Below are 14,868 nucleotides of genomic sequence, written 5' to 3'. Positions count from 1 at the left end.
ATAGGTGTTTAATATGGAATATTCTTTAGTAAATAAATTAAAAGAACATATTCATTGGGAAGAGGGCATGGAAGAATCCATGCTCCCTTTTTATATAAAACAAGGTCAAAGATATGTTCAAAATGCAACAGGTAAGCAAGAAGAATATCTTGTTATTATGTGTGCAGGTATTTTTTATGAATATCGTATTGCTGAAAGGGAACTAGGACAGGCACTTGATGCAATGACACCTTTCTTTATTCAGGAGGTTTACAATGCCGAAGAGACAGATAAATAAATTAAAATGGTTAGCTGATTTATTAAAAATTGGTGAAATAATCGATCCAGATTCGGACCGTGTTGTAATGGGATATCCATTTGAGAGAAACATCAAATATAACAATATTGGTGTAACAGTTACGGACAAACACTTTAGTCGTCAAGATGGAAATGAAGTCATGAAAAAGATTGAAATCCGTTTAGATCGGGAAATTGAAGAAAACCAGAAAGATTACCGTATCAAAATTAAAGATACGATTTATAACATTGAAAGAATTTATGTTCGTGAAGATGAACGAATCATGGAGTTGAATTTGTCATATGCAAATTAATTTTCAGCAATTAAGAAATCTCATGAAACAGTCAGGAATTCCTGTTTATCGTGATAATGCCCCAACAAAGACAGATTATCCTTACATTGTGTATGAATTCGTGAATGAAACGCATAAACGTGCATCATCTAAAGTTCTTAAATCAATGCCTTTATATCAAATTGCAGTAATTACAAATGGTACTGAAAAAGATTATGAACCATTAACAGCAATTTTTAATGAAAATGGAGTTGAATATGCTTCATTTTTTGGCATTCCCTATGATGACACTGTAACGCAATTCATAACATCGGTGAGGTGTATTAATTAATGGCTGCTAACAATAATGGATTTGCTGATGCTTTAGAAGATATTAATACGTTGCTTAGAGTTAATAAGCAAGTAGAAATGGATGTATTAGAGGAAGCAGCTAAATATTTTGCATCAAAATTAAAAGCAAATATTAAACTCTCAAACAAGAACAAAAGAACTCATTTAAAAAATAGCTTGAAAGTCGTTATAAAAAATGATCGTGTTTCTGTGGAATTTGAAGATAGAGCTTGGTATTGGTATTTAGCTGAACATGGTCATAAAAAAGCGAATGGAAGAGGTCGTGTGAAAGGCTTACACTTTTCTCAAAACACATTTGATACAGAGGGTGACAAAGTAGCCGATATTTTAGCAGAAAAAATAATAGATAAGATGGAAGGATGATATAAATGGCAACGACAACAAAAGCGCAGGATTTATTATATCCAGTGGGGATTGAATCATTATATATTGCAATGATGACTGGTGGAAAAGATACAAATCTCGCAATTCCAACATACGAAAAAGATATTTATATAATGGACATCATTACTGAACTTGGGATTGCAGGAAATAGTACGACAGTTCAAAAATGGGCAAGTAATAAATTATTTGTAAATGCAAGTAAAAATAGTAAATACACATTGTCTTTAAGTTTTGCAGCATTACCACAGGTTGTTAAAGATGCAATTTATGGATATGTTGCAAAAAAAGGTGTGGTATTTAATAAAGCAACAGTAAAAGAATTCCCAATGTTCGCTTTAGGGTTTGTTGCTCCATTATCGGATGGTTCTCGTGTTGGTCGTTGGTATCCTCGTGTTCAAATTACACCAGCAGAAGAAAAGTTCTCGACAACAACTGAAGAAGCAGAGGTTAAAGACCAATCGTTAGTAATGGAAGCAACCCCGTTATTATTCAATGATGTAACGGAAGTCGATTTTTCAGAAGTTCGTGATTCCGCAACAGGCGTTAAAATTAAAGACTTTATGAAACAAGTTATTTGTGATGAATCTCAATTAAATACATTGGGAACAAGTACAGGACAGTAGGGGGAGAATGTAAATGGCACGTTTAAGTGATTTAGTTAATGTTGAAATAAATATAAATAAAATCAAAGTACAGGGTGTAGAAATCCCTGTTATTTTTTCGTTTGAATCATTCCCTTATGTGGAAGAATCTTATGGGAAACCGTATCATGAGTTCGAAAAAGAAATGAATGAAATGGTAGGGAAGGGTAACTTTTCTTTAGGTGAAAAAGAAGCTAAACTGATGCGCTCTTTAATTTATGCAATGGTTCGAAGTGGTGGAACAGAGTGTACACCTATGGAAATTAAGCACGCAATTCCGCTTTACGATGTACCTGGTATCTTCCAAGTAGTATGGGATATCTTTAACGGCCAGAACTTCCAAGTTGATGATATGGAGAAGTTAAAGAAGGATGAAAAAAAGTAAAGAATGTGTTTACCAAGGAATCTCAGTCTGAATTAGACTGGGATTTTTATTTTTATGTTGGTAACACATTGCTGGGTTTAAGTATGGATGACTTTTGGAAAATCACTCCTAATCATTTTTTAAAACAATACATTATGCATCTTAGGTATAACAATCCGGATGCATTAGTTGAAGAGAAACCAAAACAGGTCTATACGTTAGATCAGACACCATTTTATTGAGGAATGAGGTGAAAAAATGCCAGGGAATAAAGAAAGAAATGTTGTTCTTAATTTCAAGATGGATGGTCAGGTTCAGTATGCTCAGACATTGAAGCAAATTAACATGGTTATGAATAATGCAGCAAAAGAATATAAAAATCATATTGCAGCAATGGGTCAAGATGCGACAATGACTGATAAATTAGCAGCTGAAAAGAAAAAGTTAGAAATCCAAATGGAAGCAGCTAAGAAACGTACATCGATGTTACGTGCTGAATTTGAAGCAATGTCTAAGGATACTAATACCACCGCTGAACAACTCAATAAAATGTACGGTAAATTGCTTGATGCGGAACGTGCTGAAACTTCACTTAATAATGCGATGAAAAGAGTTAACGAAGGTCTTTCAGAGCAAGCAACTGAAGCAAGAGAAGCACGTGGAACTTTGCTTGATTTACAAGAGAATTCTAAGAAACTTGAAGCAGAGCAAAAGAGATTAACAAGTTCATTTAAGCTTCAAAATGCTGAATTGGGTCAAAATGCTAGTGAAGCAGATAAATTGGAATTAGCACAGAAACAACTACGTCAGCAGATGGAAATGACGGATAGAGTCGTCCACAATTTAGAACAGCAATTAAGTGCAGCAAAGCGTGTATATGGTGAGAACTCAACAGAAGTACAGCAACTTGAAACTAAATTAAATCAAGCTAAAACTACATTGAAGCAATTTGAGAACTCGTTACAAAGTGTTGGTCGGAGTGGAGATCAAGCAGCGGATGGTATGGCTGAGTTAAACAAGAAGATGGATTTAAACAATCTCTTGGAAGCTAGTGACATACTCCAAGGGATGTCAGAGAAATTGATTGAACTTGGTAAATCTGTTGTAGGTGTCGCTATAGAATTTGATGGGTCACAAAGAAAAATTCAAGCTTCATTAGGATTGACTGGAAAAGGTGCAGAAAACCTTCAAAAAATTGCAGTCGATACTTGGAAAAAGGGTTTTGGTGAAAATCTTGAAGAAGTAGATAATGCGCTGATAAAAGTCTATCAAAATATGAGAGATGTTCCACATGAAGAACTTCAAGGTGCATCGGAGAATGTTTTAACACTTGCAAAGCTCTATGATGTGGATTTAAATGAGGCCACTCGTGGTGCAGGACAATTAATGTCTCAATTTGGTCTATCGACCCAAGAAACATTCGATTTACTTGCCGCAGGTGCTCAAAGTGGTTTGAATTATTCTGATGAATTATTTGATAATCTTTCAGAATATGCACCACTCTTCAAGCAAGCTGGTTTTAGTGCTGATGAAATGTTTACCATTCTTGCGAATGGGACGGCAAGTGGTAGTTATAACCTTGATTACATTAACGATCTTGTGAAAGAGTTCGGTATCCGTGTACAAGATGGATCTAAAGGTGTTTCTGATGGATTTGGTGACTTATCAAAAGAGACACAAAATGTATGGAAGGCGTTTAACGAAGGGAAAGCAACCGCAGCAGATGTATTTAATGCTGTTTTGGGCGATTTGCGTGGTATGGATGATAAAGTCAAAGCGAATCAAATCGGGGTAGCACTCATGGGGACAAAATTTGAAGACATGGGAGCAGAAGCTGTACTAAGTTTAAATGATGTGAATGGTGGTCTTGGAGATGTAAATGGTCGTATGGATGAAATGAAAAAGCTTCAAGAAGAATCTTTGGGGCAACAATTTCAGAAAGCATTAAGGGAAACGCAAGCAGCTTTAGAACCACTTGGAAAGAAGATGGCTGAACTTGCTAAAGATGTTTTACCACCAATAGTTGAAGGGATTAAATCATTAATAGATTGGTTTACAAAATTACCAGAACCAATCCAGCTATTTGTTGGGATACTCGGAGGGTTAAGTGTTGCATTCCTTATACTAACACCTATTGTAGCAGCATTAGCAATTTCATTTATGGCGTTAGATGTTGCTTTGCTACCTATAATCGGTATTATCTTAGGTCTTGCAGCAGTTATAACAGCAATTATTTTAGTATGTCAGAACTGGGGCGCTATAACCGATTGGCTTTCAGAAAAGTGGTCACAATTTAAAGATTGGTTTGGTGAATTGTGGTCTGGTATGGTTCAAACATGTCAAGATGCTTGGTCTTCCACAGTTTCATTCTTTTCCGATGCATGGTCGTCATTTTTAGAAATGGCACATAGTTTCTTTGATCCATTTGCTCAATTCTTTAGTGATTTATGGTCTGGAATTGTCGAAACAGCATCTTCATGGTGGTCGAGTCTTGTTACGACAGCTTCTGAATTGTGGGGTCAACTGACTCAAGCATGGTCTAATACATGGAATACCATTCTTACAATCTTAGATCCAATTATCTCGGCGATTGCTACCATTTTAGAAGCAGGGTGGTTATTAATACAGGCAGGGGCGCAAATTGCCTGGGCTTTAATATCTAAATATATTATTGATCCCATGAGAGAAATGTATGACTGGATGAGTAAGCAAATTGGCGAATTGGTTAACTGGTTAAGTGAAAAATGGGAAATGGTGAAGTTAGTAACACAAATTGCCTGGGCTTTATGCAAGCAATATATTATACAACCGATTCAAGAAGCTTATAATACAGCGAAAGAAAAGCTTAATGATTTAGCAAATTGGATATTAGGAAATTGGGAAAAAATAAAATCTTATACACTTTCAGCTTGGAATTTGGTGAAAAAATATGTGATTGATCCGGTAACTGAAACGTATAATCAAGCCAAGCAAAAATTTACCGACTTATATAATTCCGCGAGAGAAAAATTTGATTCTGTGAAAAGTGCAGCGCAAGAAAAGTTTGAAGCTGCAAAACGATTTATTATTGATCCAATAAAAGATGCTGTGAATCAGGTAGAAAAGTTTATGGATAAAATCAAAGGATTCTTTGATAATTTGAAGCTGAAAATCCCTAAACCTGAAATGCCTAAACTTCCGCATTTTAGTTTAACAACAGACACAAAGACCATTATGGGAAAAGAAATTAAGTATCCAACTGGTTTCGATGTACAGTGGCGTGCAAAAGGTGGTATTTTTACACGTCCTACTATTTTCGGTATGAATGGTGGTCGTCTCCAAGGAGCAGGAGAAGCAGGACCAGAAGCAGCTTTACCTTTAAATGCAAAGACATTAGGTGCAATCGGTGAAGGTATTGCAGCAACTATGTCAAAAGAGCCAACAATTATCAATATTAATAATCCAGTTGTAAGGAATGATAGGGATATTAAACTAATGGGTGAAGAGATTGATAGTGTTCTTGCTCAACGGGGACGTAATGCAAAAATAGGGATAGGGAGGAATTAAATTGCTGGACATGGGAATTGACAATGAATTAGTAAGTAGTTTCGGAGTATATATGGTAGGTCGTCCAGTTATTCCAACCGCCGAACAAGAAGTAGAGCATATAATCGTTCCTGGTAGACACGGTTCACTTACAAAGAAAGGGGCTTATAAAAATGTCCCTTTTAAAGTCAAATTTAACTTGCTTGAAAACGAAAACATAAAACCATTAATAAGACGTGTTAAGTCATTATTTATTAATGGAAAAACACTGTTTTTTACTGATGATGATGTGTATCGAAAAATAAAACATGTGAAAATCGGGGATATCACTAATGATATTGAAGAACATGGAGAGTTTGAAGTGGAATTTACGCTAGATTCATTTGAATATGTTCCAACAGTTCCTTTTCTATTATCAAAATCAGAAACTATCTTAAACCCTGGTAATATTGAATCTTTTCCGAAGTTAGAGGTATTCGGTAATGGTGACTTGAGAATTATGATAAATGAAGTTACATTCCAAATAAAAGGAGTAACCGATTCGGTTATTGTAGATTCTGATTTGTTAATAGCTTATAAAGGAACATTGCCTATGAAAACAGTAGGGGAGTTTCCACTATTTAAAGTTGGTGAAAATTCAATTGAATGGTCTGGAAATGTAAGTAGAATTTTAATTGAGCCAAGGTGGCGATATGTATGATTACGTTATATAAACCAAATGAGACTGATTTCACACATAATGGAATCGGTATTCTGGATAAGAATATTTACAATGCAACTGTTGAGGAAGAGCTCAACGGTTTATTTGCATTTACATTTAGTTATCCGTTATTCGCTCCATATGGAATAGATATCGATGGTATGAGTATCGTTAAGGTTCCCACGCCAGATGGTGACCAGTTATTCCGTGTTGTGAACCCTAAACCGAGTATGGGAGAGCTAACTGTACAGTGTTATCACATCTTTTATGATCTAACAGAGAATTTAATAGAAGATATCTTCATTCAAACCACAAACGGTAATGCTGCAATGAGCCGTTTATCAACAGGATGCCAATATAAACATCCTTTTACTTTTTACTCTGATATTCCAACAATAGCAAGTGCACGTATTGTAAGGAAAAATCCAGTTGAAGCAATGTTAGATACGAGCTTAGATAATTCTTTTATCAATCGGTGGGGCGGAGAATTAAAACGAGATAATTTTGATGTTAAAATGCTCAAAAGTCGTGGTATGGATCGTGGTGTTGTTATTCAACACAAAAAGGATTTACTAGGCTATGAGGGTGATGTGGATTGGAAGAGCCCGATTACTAAAATTATGCCACAAGGATTTGACGGATTATTTTTACCAGAAAAGTATGTAAACAGTCCACTTATAAATAAGTATCCTCATCCAAAGATAAGAGTCGTGGAATTCAAAGATATAAAAGCAGCTCTTGGTGAGAACGCAAATGATGATGCAGTTCCTTTAGAGGAAGCTTATAAACTTTTGCGTAGGGCAGCATATGATATGTTTGAAGTTCAAAAGGTTGACCAACCTAAAGCGACATATAAAGTTGAATTTCAAGAACTATCTCAAACAGAAGAGTATAAGGATTATGCTATTTTACAACGTGTATATATGGGGGATATCGTTACTGTCAAGCATGTGGAAGACAATATCGATATTCAGGCTAAAGTTATTTCTTATAAATATGATCCAATAAAGAAGGAATATATAAATTTAACAATCGGTAACTTTAAAGAAAATTTCACTGATATGTCAGGTAAAGTGGATCAAATGCATGATGAATTAAAGGATATGCCTGGTTCTATATTAGATGCAGCAAAAGAAAATGCGACGAATCTTATTAACTCTGGATTCGGGGGACATGTTAGGGTTTATCCTGATCGTATTTTGATAATGGACACAAAATCCGAAATGACCGCTTCAAAGGTTTGGCAGTGGAACATCAATGGATTAGGATATTCCCCTTGGGGAGTATATGGCCCATATGAAACTGCCATTACATATGATGGGCGAATTGTCGCTGATTTTATAACAGCTGGAACACTTAGAGGTAATTTAGTTAAAGGCGGAGAGATTAGTGGTACTACTTTAAGATCGGATGATACCAAAAACTATGTAAGTATATCTAAACAATTCATGCGAATTATGGAAAATGATATAACTCGTATGTTTTTAGGATATTACAAAAATTCGAGGAATGAATTACAACCCACTTTACTTATAGGTGGAGACAATGACAATACAGCTTCACAAGGAGCCCTTGCACTTTATCAGTATTCAAATATTTATCCTAAAGCAGCAGGGATAGGAATTACACGAGGTTATATTGGTGGAAGTAATACAGACTTATATTTTCCTGCCATTATTAAATTTGGTCAAAATGGCGATATGAACGTAAAAGCAGAAGAATATTTGCAACTTGAATCTCAATTGTCATATATGAACCTACAAGCTGGTACAAACTTTGGAGCAAAAGCAAAAAATGATTTTATCGCTGAAGCCACAAATGGAAATATGCATTTCACTGCTGGGCAAAAGTTTTATTACTATAAAAACGGTAAAAGAATATTATCTTTTGATACTTCTTCTGGTGGAGACACGGATATTATCATGCAATATTGTATGTTGCGTAATTCGGATTATGAGAATGGGTATCTTCAAGTTAAATCTGGTACAGGTTCATTCTATGGTGGAATAATTGCAGGGGATTTTAAAGTATCTTCGCAAGCTCAATATAAGACGAACATACGTGAAATTAAATTTGATGCGTTAGAAAAAGTAATGGACTGGGATATAAAACAATATAACCTCAAATTAGATATGGCAAAACTATATGAAATGCGGATGGATCGTAGAGAAGGAGAACCTACTTTAACGACAAATGACATTCCAACTCATTATGGTATTGTCATTCCAAACGAATCCGAAGAAACAGGTGTAGGCTTATATGGGATGATTTCACAGGTGACCAAGGCTTTCCAAGAATACGTTACAAAAACAGATGCTAGAATTAAAGAATTAGAGCCGATACAACCCAAAGGTAACGTAAGACATAGAGTGAGAACAAAACGTGTTAAACGGGCCCCTAATCGCATTAAGAGATGATTCGAGAAAGGAGATGGGTCACATGAGAGATGAGGTAATTTCTATAGATTTAGCTGATCCAGTTTTCACAAAAACAATACGTTCTCGCCAGAATGATAAAAATGGTTTGAGAATTGTTGTTTATTTAAAGGGAAATGGGCAAAAAGTAAATTTGACGGGATATTCAGTTAAATATGAAGCCACGAATCATTTAGGACAATTGATTAGAGATGACGCAAAAATAATTGATGCAGATAACGGAGCTTTTGAGTACACATTGTCAGAAGAAGCAGTTTCGATGGCTGGTGATTGGACAGCTTATTTCGTTTTAGAAAAAAACGATTTAGAGCGAATGACTACGCCAGATATTCGGATTTCTTTAAAAAGAGATGTACGAGAAGGAAATATTAAAATAGAAAACTATATTTCAGAGTTTGATAAAGCACTCGAAAATGTGGAAGGATATCGAAAAGAAATTGATGATACAAATAAGAAAATTACAGATACAAACAACAAATTTGTAGAGTTAACAACATTAATTAATGCTAAAGATGTTCAAGTACCAAAGATCACAACTGAATCAGGTGGTCAAACTATTTCTGTTAGTGATGCCACAAAGAATATTCTTGATGAAATAGCCGCGAAAGGTGCCGGGATGAATACAATTTATTGTGCTACAGGTGTGCAAAACACAATCCCATCGGGCAAACCTTGGAGGGGAATTTCTTATTTTAATCAGAATAATATTGGCTTTGTAATCGCTAAAGATAGTGTAGGTGGATTTTATACAAATTATCTAAACGGAAATAACGGGTGGACAGGGTGGACAAATCATGTCACAAAAGAAGATTTTGTGGGATGGGATTTTACTGTACAAGGATTTAAACGAACTACCGATACGGATTGGATTCAGATGTCAATCAACACAGCTAATGCTTCCAACGTTGAAGGAAGACAAGTTACTAGAGCGAAACGAAGTGGCGACCAAGTTTCTGTTATAGGTTCTTTAAAGAATATAAAAGAAGGGCAAGTTGTATTCAATGTTCCAACTGCATTGCGACCAGCCCAACAAATAACAGATGTTGTTATTATTGCCGGTCCACCTTATTCTATATGTGAATTTAACGTAGAAACTGGCGGTAATGTAAAAATATACAACATCACTACTGACAAAACTATTCATTTTTCAATCAATTATTTAGTATAAAAAAGGAGGCAAACAAGTGGAACGTATCGACGTATTCATAAAAATGTTTATAGCTACCTTTGGTGGCTTCTGTGGGTATTTCTTGGGAGGATGGGATGCAATGTTGCAAATATTAGTAACTATGGCAGCGATTGATTACCTCACAGGCGTAATTGCAGCAGGATATAACGGTGAATTAAAAAGTAAAGTAGGTTTCAAAGGCATCGCCAAAAAGGTGGTGCTTTTTCTTTTGATTGGAGTGGCAGCACAGTTAGATACAGCATTTGGAAGTAATAGCGCAATCCGTGAAGCGACTATCTTTTTCTTCATGGGTAATGAATTGCTATCACTTTTAGAAAACGCTGGTCGTATGGGAATTAAATTACCTTCAGCTTTAACAAATGCAGTTGAAATATTAGGTGGTAAACAAAAACATGAAGTTAAAAAAGGAGAGGTTGAGTAATGGCTAAATATAGTTTACATGGTGGACATAACAGTATTGTACAAGGTGCTAACTACGGAAATAGAAAAGAACATATTATGGATCGTCAGGTGAAGGATGCAGTTGTTACAAAATTACGCTCTTTAGGACACACAGTTTATGATGATACAGACGAAGCAGGAGCAACTCAAGCGCAAAACTTATCAAACATCGTTCGTAATTGTAACTCTCATGATGTGGATCTTGTTATTTCATTTCACTTAAACGCATTTAATGGCACAGCTAACGGTGTAGAGGTTTGCTATTATGATCAGCAATCTCTTGCTTCTAAAGTTTCAACTCAACTGTCTAAAGACATTGGATGGAGCAATCGAGGTGCTAAAGAACGAAAAGAGCTATATGTATTGGCTAACACTAAAGCACCTGCCATTCTTATTGAGCTTGGATTCATCGATAACGAATCTGATATGGCCAAATGGGATGTAGATAAGATTGCTAATTCAATCGTTTTCGCTTTAACTGGACAATCAGTATCAGGCACTTCTAATAAATCTGGTGGTAACGTAAGTAATAACGGTGGCTATCAATACGTTAAATCAGGTGGGTTTGGCATCTCAATGGTTCAAGAAGTCGCAAACGTTATGAACGCGCGTGGAACGAAAGGGAAAGTTGTTTCTGATCCATTAACTGGCCTAGCGTATTTACAAACTGAAGTATTGCCAAACGGTGAACTTGATAAGATTACAGCTTGGATGGATGAGAAAAACTGGTGGTACGAGTACCTTAAATAACTGTCAGGGCATACTATGTACTGCAAATGAAGCCTTTGTATATGTGAAGTAGGAGTTACAAAAGAGCACTCACTAATTAAGGGGTGCTCTTTTGTATAATATATTTTTTACTGCTTGCTCAATCACTTTACACAAGTTGCTATACTCATCTATTCAGAAAGTTTGAAAAACATTTAGCTAATCAAGGCTTAAATTCCTAATACTAATATTAATTTACAAATTAATTTTTTTAAGAGTCAATTAGGTCTGTGTTGCAGCGCTTAAAGTGAATTTCATAACATTCTTCTTCAGAAAATATTTGTGCAATTTGCCCTGTACTCTTATCAGCAATTATAAATTCATTAGTTTCAGAAATGTCCCAAAGTTCCTCGATAGATTTTGTGAAATTCAATATTCTAACATTTGCCCATACCGGCTCTAAACAATTAGGAACTAATATAAAATATTCTGTTTTATGATTTGAAAAACTTAAAGAACCTAAAGAACTTTCAATCCATAAAATATACTTACTTTTAACATCACCAATAGGAATGTGAAATGTTGGATTAGAGTCTATATTACGAAACTGTTTCAATGCTGTGTCGAACAGTTTTATCCATTCAGAATCGGGATTTTCAAATTCAATAAGTTCTAAATTTGAAAATCGGCTAAAGACTTTTTTGGCACTGATTAATGCTTTTTTTCTACGAATCTTCTCATTTTGATATATCATAATTTTCCTGCCTCTCATTTGTTATAATAAATGTGATGATCGTTATTAGACCCGTAAATGTTAGAGTATCTTTCCTTCTTAAAATCATAAGTATACGGATTAGCGCCATCTTTTGGTTTACCTGCATGTGTATGTAATACGCCATCATTAATATGCTCAACAATAACTCGTTTACCTTGAGGGGTATCATATTCATAATAACGCCCATGGTGAGTGTGATTAGCACTATATTCAAAGTTCTTAGATTCATACCCTTTTTTAGATATATCATCTCCTACTTGCCATTGGCGTGTAGGTTGTTGTGATTTAGGAATACCAGCTAAGTCTTTAGCTTTATTAAATGCAATTGTTCTATTTTCGACAATTTCAATATTCTTTTTAAGATATATTGATGTTTCAGCACAACATATCGATTACTCACCCAAATAGTCATAAGTGCAAGGCTTAAATTCCTGCGAATAGCAGCCAATTTAATATTATTGTCCTGCTTTTTCTAATGCTTCTTGACGTTGAAAAACATACTATGTAACAGTAAACGAAGCTAAAATAAGCCAATTCATAAGAATTGGCTTATTTTTCATACTTTAGATTCTTTGCTTCCCATATTAAAATTAATTCTCTTAACTCAGAAGTTTCAATTGTACATGAATAATCTTCATCTTCAACATAACGATTTGAGATATGTGTGAAATCTGGTTTTATTTCTAAGTCACAGGCATTCCCTCCGAATTTGGAGGATTCCTCCTTCCCGTTTAACACTTGATCGATTTCTGTAATCCATGGTTCCGCGGTCCCGCCTTGTATATCAGAAGCTAAAAAATCTGCAACTATAGATATTTCTGAAGGTAATTTTATTAATAATGTATCATATGGGCCAACAATAAATTCATAATTATATTTCATTTTTCTTGCTCCTATCTTTTATAAATTGGAAATGCCGATATAATTTTTCTATTTGGAGTAAGAAACATTTTGATTTTCATTCCATTTGAAGTTACCCCAATATATGCATTACTTGAGCCAGTTTGAAATCTAGCATTTCCATAAGCTTCTTCAATAGCTTTTAAGACTTGTATTCGACTCCAGTCATCTGGAAAAAATGTGGACGGCGCTCCTTTTGCTTGATCACCAACTTTGACTTTTGCCCTATATACTCCGTTTGCATCAGGAGGATCAATAATATGTAAAATTTCACCTTTTCCCATCATACTTTTATGATGATATCCTCCTGCCGCTCCTACTTTATTTATATTCCCGTGAAATATATGTTCAACGGTACCATTGTTTTTATAAATAGAATTAGGATGAGATTTAAACGAATTAAAGAATAAGAAAGTATCTTTAGCTTTTCCAAAGTCGGGTGTATCAAATTTAGATCGTATGTTATTTCCACCTGCATAAGCAAATTGATTTTTGGGCATTAGAATATTATTCAACATGTCAACGCTTTGCTTATACTTATCTAAAGTTATTACGTTTTTAGTACCTTGTATAAAGTTTACACTTTCACTAAGTTTTGAGGTTCTGCCTGACTTTGATACTTTACCTAATGTTGAAATTTTATCTGCACCTTTTGTTCCTACAAATAATTCGGCAATTGCTAATTTAACTTGCATCTCTACATTTCCAACCCATTTAGCTCTGCTATTCCAATCTCCATTTACAACATCTTGATCCCACGAATCAGAAATAGCTTGTTCTACAGCAGCAAATGTTTCGTCGATGTGAGAAAGAGCATACACAGCACCCTCAACACTATCTATTGGATGTAAAATTGTGTTTAATATTCCTTTAAGTTCATCTAAAACCGCTTCATTTTGCCCTTTTTTGTAGTTATGATATTGCCCGATAATAGGAGTATTTTCTATCTGGCGAATAAATTTTTCGTACAACTGATCCATCGCTTCTACGTTATTTTCAACAGTATCTTTAAGTTTATCGAACAACGATTCTTCTATAATACTGGTTTCTTCAGAATGATGTTTTTTTTCTTCTGTAATCGCTTGGATAGAAGTTGTCCACTCCATATTCAATCCTTGTGTACTAAACGTGCCACTTGCAGGACTAAATCCTTTTCCACTTTGAACTTCGGCAAGACCAGTAGCAATACTAGATGCTAGTTGAAGGGCCGTGCTGTAGTTATTACTGGATGTTTGATTAAATTCATATAGGTGATTTAATTTTTCTTGAAGTTTATGTCTCATGACAGTAAAAAGATTCGCCATAGCGTCCATACCTGGTATTGGCATAGTTTGAGTAATGGCTTCCATACTTGCTTTCATTCGGTCAATCCCTCGAATTTGTTCTAGTATTTCTTGTTCGATGACATCTGTTGAAGCTACCTGTGATTGAAATTGACTTGGAAAGGCATCATTCTGACGGATTAGTTCTTCACACAAGTAAATGATTCCTTGTGCTAATGGACGAAAGGTTTGTGCAAAGAATGCTTTTGCACTGCTATATGTTTGCCCTTGTAGAACAGTATCAATTGCAAAAGCATCAATCGACTGAATAGCTTGTTCCATACCTTGAATGGTAGCGGTACATACAGCGTTCATGCTTTGTGTTTGCGTATGTACTTCCCCTAGATACATATTCAAACTCATGAATTGACCTCCTTTGCTAGATTCTGTTTTTGATAGTAAAGGTCATTTTCTAAGTCACTAAGATTTCGTTTTTCCTTAAGCAATGTTTCTTTTTGATTTTCCAATTCGAAAGTAAGTTTTCGCTCAATATATTGTGCATCTTGACTCATATTCATAAAAAACAATGACATTTCTCTATCTCTATGCCAAGTTCCTAAAATA

General features: G+C 35.0%; 17 protein-coding genes. 12 read left to right on the top strand and 5 right to left on the bottom strand.

The window, feature by feature from the left end; translation table 11 throughout:
- Positions 1 to 13: 13 nt before the first annotated feature.
- The 12 genes from CQ058_RS20370 to CQ058_RS20310 all read left to right on the top strand — a co-directional run bounded on the left by CQ058_RS20370 (position 14) and on the right by CQ058_RS20310 (position 11,349).
- Entirely contained in the window at positions 14 to 277 is a 264-nt protein-coding gene (locus tag CQ058_RS20370) for a hypothetical protein (RefSeq protein WP_002192682.1), read from the top strand.
- A complete protein-coding gene (locus CQ058_RS20365; RefSeq protein WP_002192683.1) occupies positions 255 to 590 on the top strand; it encodes a hypothetical protein in 336 nt (111 codons plus the stop codon). The genes CQ058_RS20370 and CQ058_RS20365 overlap by 23 nt, the downstream gene beginning before the upstream one ends.
- Entirely contained in the window at positions 580 to 900 is a 321-nt protein-coding gene (locus tag CQ058_RS20360) for a hypothetical protein (protein ID WP_002192684.1), read from the top strand. The genes CQ058_RS20365 and CQ058_RS20360 overlap by 11 nt, the downstream gene beginning before the upstream one ends.
- Positions 900 to 1,283 carry an HK97 gp10 family phage protein gene (locus tag CQ058_RS20355; protein WP_002192685.1) on the top strand — a complete coding sequence of 128 codons (384 nt, stop codon included), beginning with the start codon at positions 900 to 902 and terminating at the stop codon, positions 1,281 to 1,283. Before CQ058_RS20360 ends, CQ058_RS20355 begins: the two co-directional genes overlap by 1 nt.
- 5 nt (positions 1,284 to 1,288) lie before the next feature.
- Positions 1,289 to 1,927, top strand: a complete 639-nt coding sequence (locus tag CQ058_RS20350) for a major tail protein (protein WP_002192686.1) — start codon at positions 1,289 to 1,291, stop codon at positions 1,925 to 1,927.
- A gap of 13 nt (positions 1,928 to 1,940) precedes the next feature.
- Positions 1,941 to 2,330, top strand: a complete 390-nt coding sequence (locus tag CQ058_RS20345; protein ID WP_002192687.1) for a hypothetical protein — start codon at positions 1,941 to 1,943, stop codon at positions 2,328 to 2,330.
- A 237-nt stretch (positions 2,331 to 2,567) separates the two neighbouring features.
- Entirely contained in the window at positions 2,568 to 5,855 is a 3,288-nt protein-coding gene (locus tag CQ058_RS20335) for a phage tail tape measure protein (protein ID WP_105589948.1), read from the top strand.
- A gap of 1 nt (position 5,856) precedes the next feature.
- A complete protein-coding gene (locus tag CQ058_RS20330; protein WP_002192690.1) occupies positions 5,857 to 6,534 on the top strand; it encodes a hypothetical protein in 678 nt (225 codons plus the stop codon).
- Positions 6,531 to 8,951: a phage tail spike protein gene (locus tag CQ058_RS20325; protein WP_002192691.1), complete on the top strand. Its 2,421-nt coding sequence runs from the start codon at positions 6,531 to 6,533 to the stop codon at positions 8,949 to 8,951. Before CQ058_RS20330 ends, CQ058_RS20325 begins: the two co-directional genes overlap by 4 nt.
- A gap of 22 nt (positions 8,952 to 8,973) precedes the next feature.
- On the top strand, positions 8,974 to 10,137 hold the full coding sequence (locus CQ058_RS20320) for a BppU family phage baseplate upper protein (protein ID WP_002192692.1): 1,164 nt from the start codon (positions 8,974 to 8,976) through the stop codon (positions 10,135 to 10,137).
- Between the two features lie 16 nt (positions 10,138 to 10,153).
- Positions 10,154 to 10,579 (top strand): phage holin family protein, encoded by a 426-nt coding sequence (locus CQ058_RS20315; protein WP_002192693.1) that lies wholly within the window; start codon positions 10,154 to 10,156, stop codon positions 10,577 to 10,579.
- Positions 10,579 to 11,349, top strand: a complete 771-nt coding sequence (locus CQ058_RS20310) for an N-acetylmuramoyl-L-alanine amidase (protein ID WP_105589947.1) — start codon at positions 10,579 to 10,581, stop codon at positions 11,347 to 11,349. Before CQ058_RS20315 ends, CQ058_RS20310 begins: the two co-directional genes overlap by 1 nt.
- 229 nt (positions 11,350 to 11,578) lie before the next feature.
- Here CQ058_RS20310 and CQ058_RS20305 read toward each other — a convergent pair whose 3' ends face one another.
- The 5 genes from CQ058_RS20305 to CQ058_RS20285 all read right to left on the bottom strand — a co-directional run.
- Positions 11,579 to 12,061: a hypothetical protein gene (locus CQ058_RS20305; protein WP_002192696.1), complete on the bottom strand. Its 483-nt coding sequence runs from the start codon at positions 12,059 to 12,061 to the stop codon at positions 11,579 to 11,581.
- A gap of 14 nt (positions 12,062 to 12,075) precedes the next feature.
- Positions 12,076 to 12,327, bottom strand: a complete 252-nt coding sequence (locus tag CQ058_RS20300; RefSeq protein ID WP_232308080.1) for an HNH/endonuclease VII fold putative polymorphic toxin — start codon at positions 12,325 to 12,327, stop codon at positions 12,076 to 12,078.
- Between the two features lie 304 nt (positions 12,328 to 12,631).
- On the bottom strand, positions 12,632 to 12,964 hold the full coding sequence (locus CQ058_RS20295; RefSeq protein WP_002192697.1) for a hypothetical protein: 333 nt from the start codon (positions 12,962 to 12,964) through the stop codon (positions 12,632 to 12,634).
- Positions 12,965 to 12,975: 11 nt separating this feature from the next.
- Positions 12,976 to 14,667, bottom strand: coding sequence for an EndoU domain-containing protein (locus CQ058_RS20290; protein ID WP_002192698.1), 1,692 nt, complete (start codon positions 14,665 to 14,667; stop codon positions 12,976 to 12,978).
- The coding region (locus CQ058_RS20285; RefSeq protein WP_142396374.1) for a DUF3958 family protein at positions 14,664 to 14,868 on the bottom strand (205 nt) is incomplete at its 5' end. The genes CQ058_RS20285 and CQ058_RS20290, both read right to left, overlap by 4 nt.

Source organism: Bacillus sp. MYb56 (genome assembly GCF_002976445.1).
Classification (GTDB): Bacteria; Bacillota; Bacilli; order Bacillales; family Bacillaceae_G; genus Bacillus_A; species Bacillus_A mycoides.
Note: the sequence above shows the minus strand (reverse complement) of the source record. Positions and strands in the feature narration are given on the sequence as shown.

Excerpts from the sequence above, each read along its gene's own strand:
- CQ058_RS20325 (WP_002192691.1), top strand. The coding sequence starts at position 6,531 with ATGATTACGTTATATAAACCAAATGAGACTGATTTCACACATAATGGA.
- CQ058_RS20350 (WP_002192686.1), top strand. The coding sequence starts at position 1,289 with ATGGCAACGACAACAAAAGCGCAGGATTTATTATATCCAGTGGGGATT.
- CQ058_RS20320 (WP_002192692.1), top strand. The coding sequence starts at position 8,974 with ATGAGAGATGAGGTAATTTCTATAGATTTAGCTGATCCAGTTTTCACA.
- CQ058_RS20360 (WP_002192684.1), top strand. The coding sequence starts at position 580 with ATGCAAATTAATTTTCAGCAATTAAGAAATCTCATGAAACAGTCAGGA.
- CQ058_RS20365 (WP_002192683.1), top strand. The coding sequence starts at position 255 with ATGCCGAAGAGACAGATAAATAAATTAAAATGGTTAGCTGATTTATTA.
- CQ058_RS20355 (WP_002192685.1), top strand. The coding sequence starts at position 900 with ATGGCTGCTAACAATAATGGATTTGCTGATGCTTTAGAAGATATTAAT.
- CQ058_RS20295 (WP_002192697.1), bottom strand. The coding sequence starts at position 12,964 with ATGAAATATAATTATGAATTTATTGTTGGCCCATATGATACATTATTA.
- CQ058_RS20290 (WP_002192698.1), bottom strand. The coding sequence starts at position 14,667 with ATGAGTTTGAATATGTATCTAGGGGAAGTACATACGCAAACACAAAGC.
- CQ058_RS20310 (WP_105589947.1), top strand. The coding sequence starts at position 10,579 with ATGGCTAAATATAGTTTACATGGTGGACATAACAGTATTGTACAAGGT.
- CQ058_RS20305 (WP_002192696.1), bottom strand. The coding sequence starts at position 12,061 with ATGATATATCAAAATGAGAAGATTCGTAGAAAAAAAGCATTAATCAGT.
- CQ058_RS20370 (WP_002192682.1), top strand. The coding sequence starts at position 14 with ATGGAATATTCTTTAGTAAATAAATTAAAAGAACATATTCATTGGGAA.
- CQ058_RS20335 (WP_105589948.1), top strand. The coding sequence starts at position 2,568 with ATGCCAGGGAATAAAGAAAGAAATGTTGTTCTTAATTTCAAGATGGAT.
- CQ058_RS20345 (WP_002192687.1), top strand. The coding sequence starts at position 1,941 with ATGGCACGTTTAAGTGATTTAGTTAATGTTGAAATAAATATAAATAAA.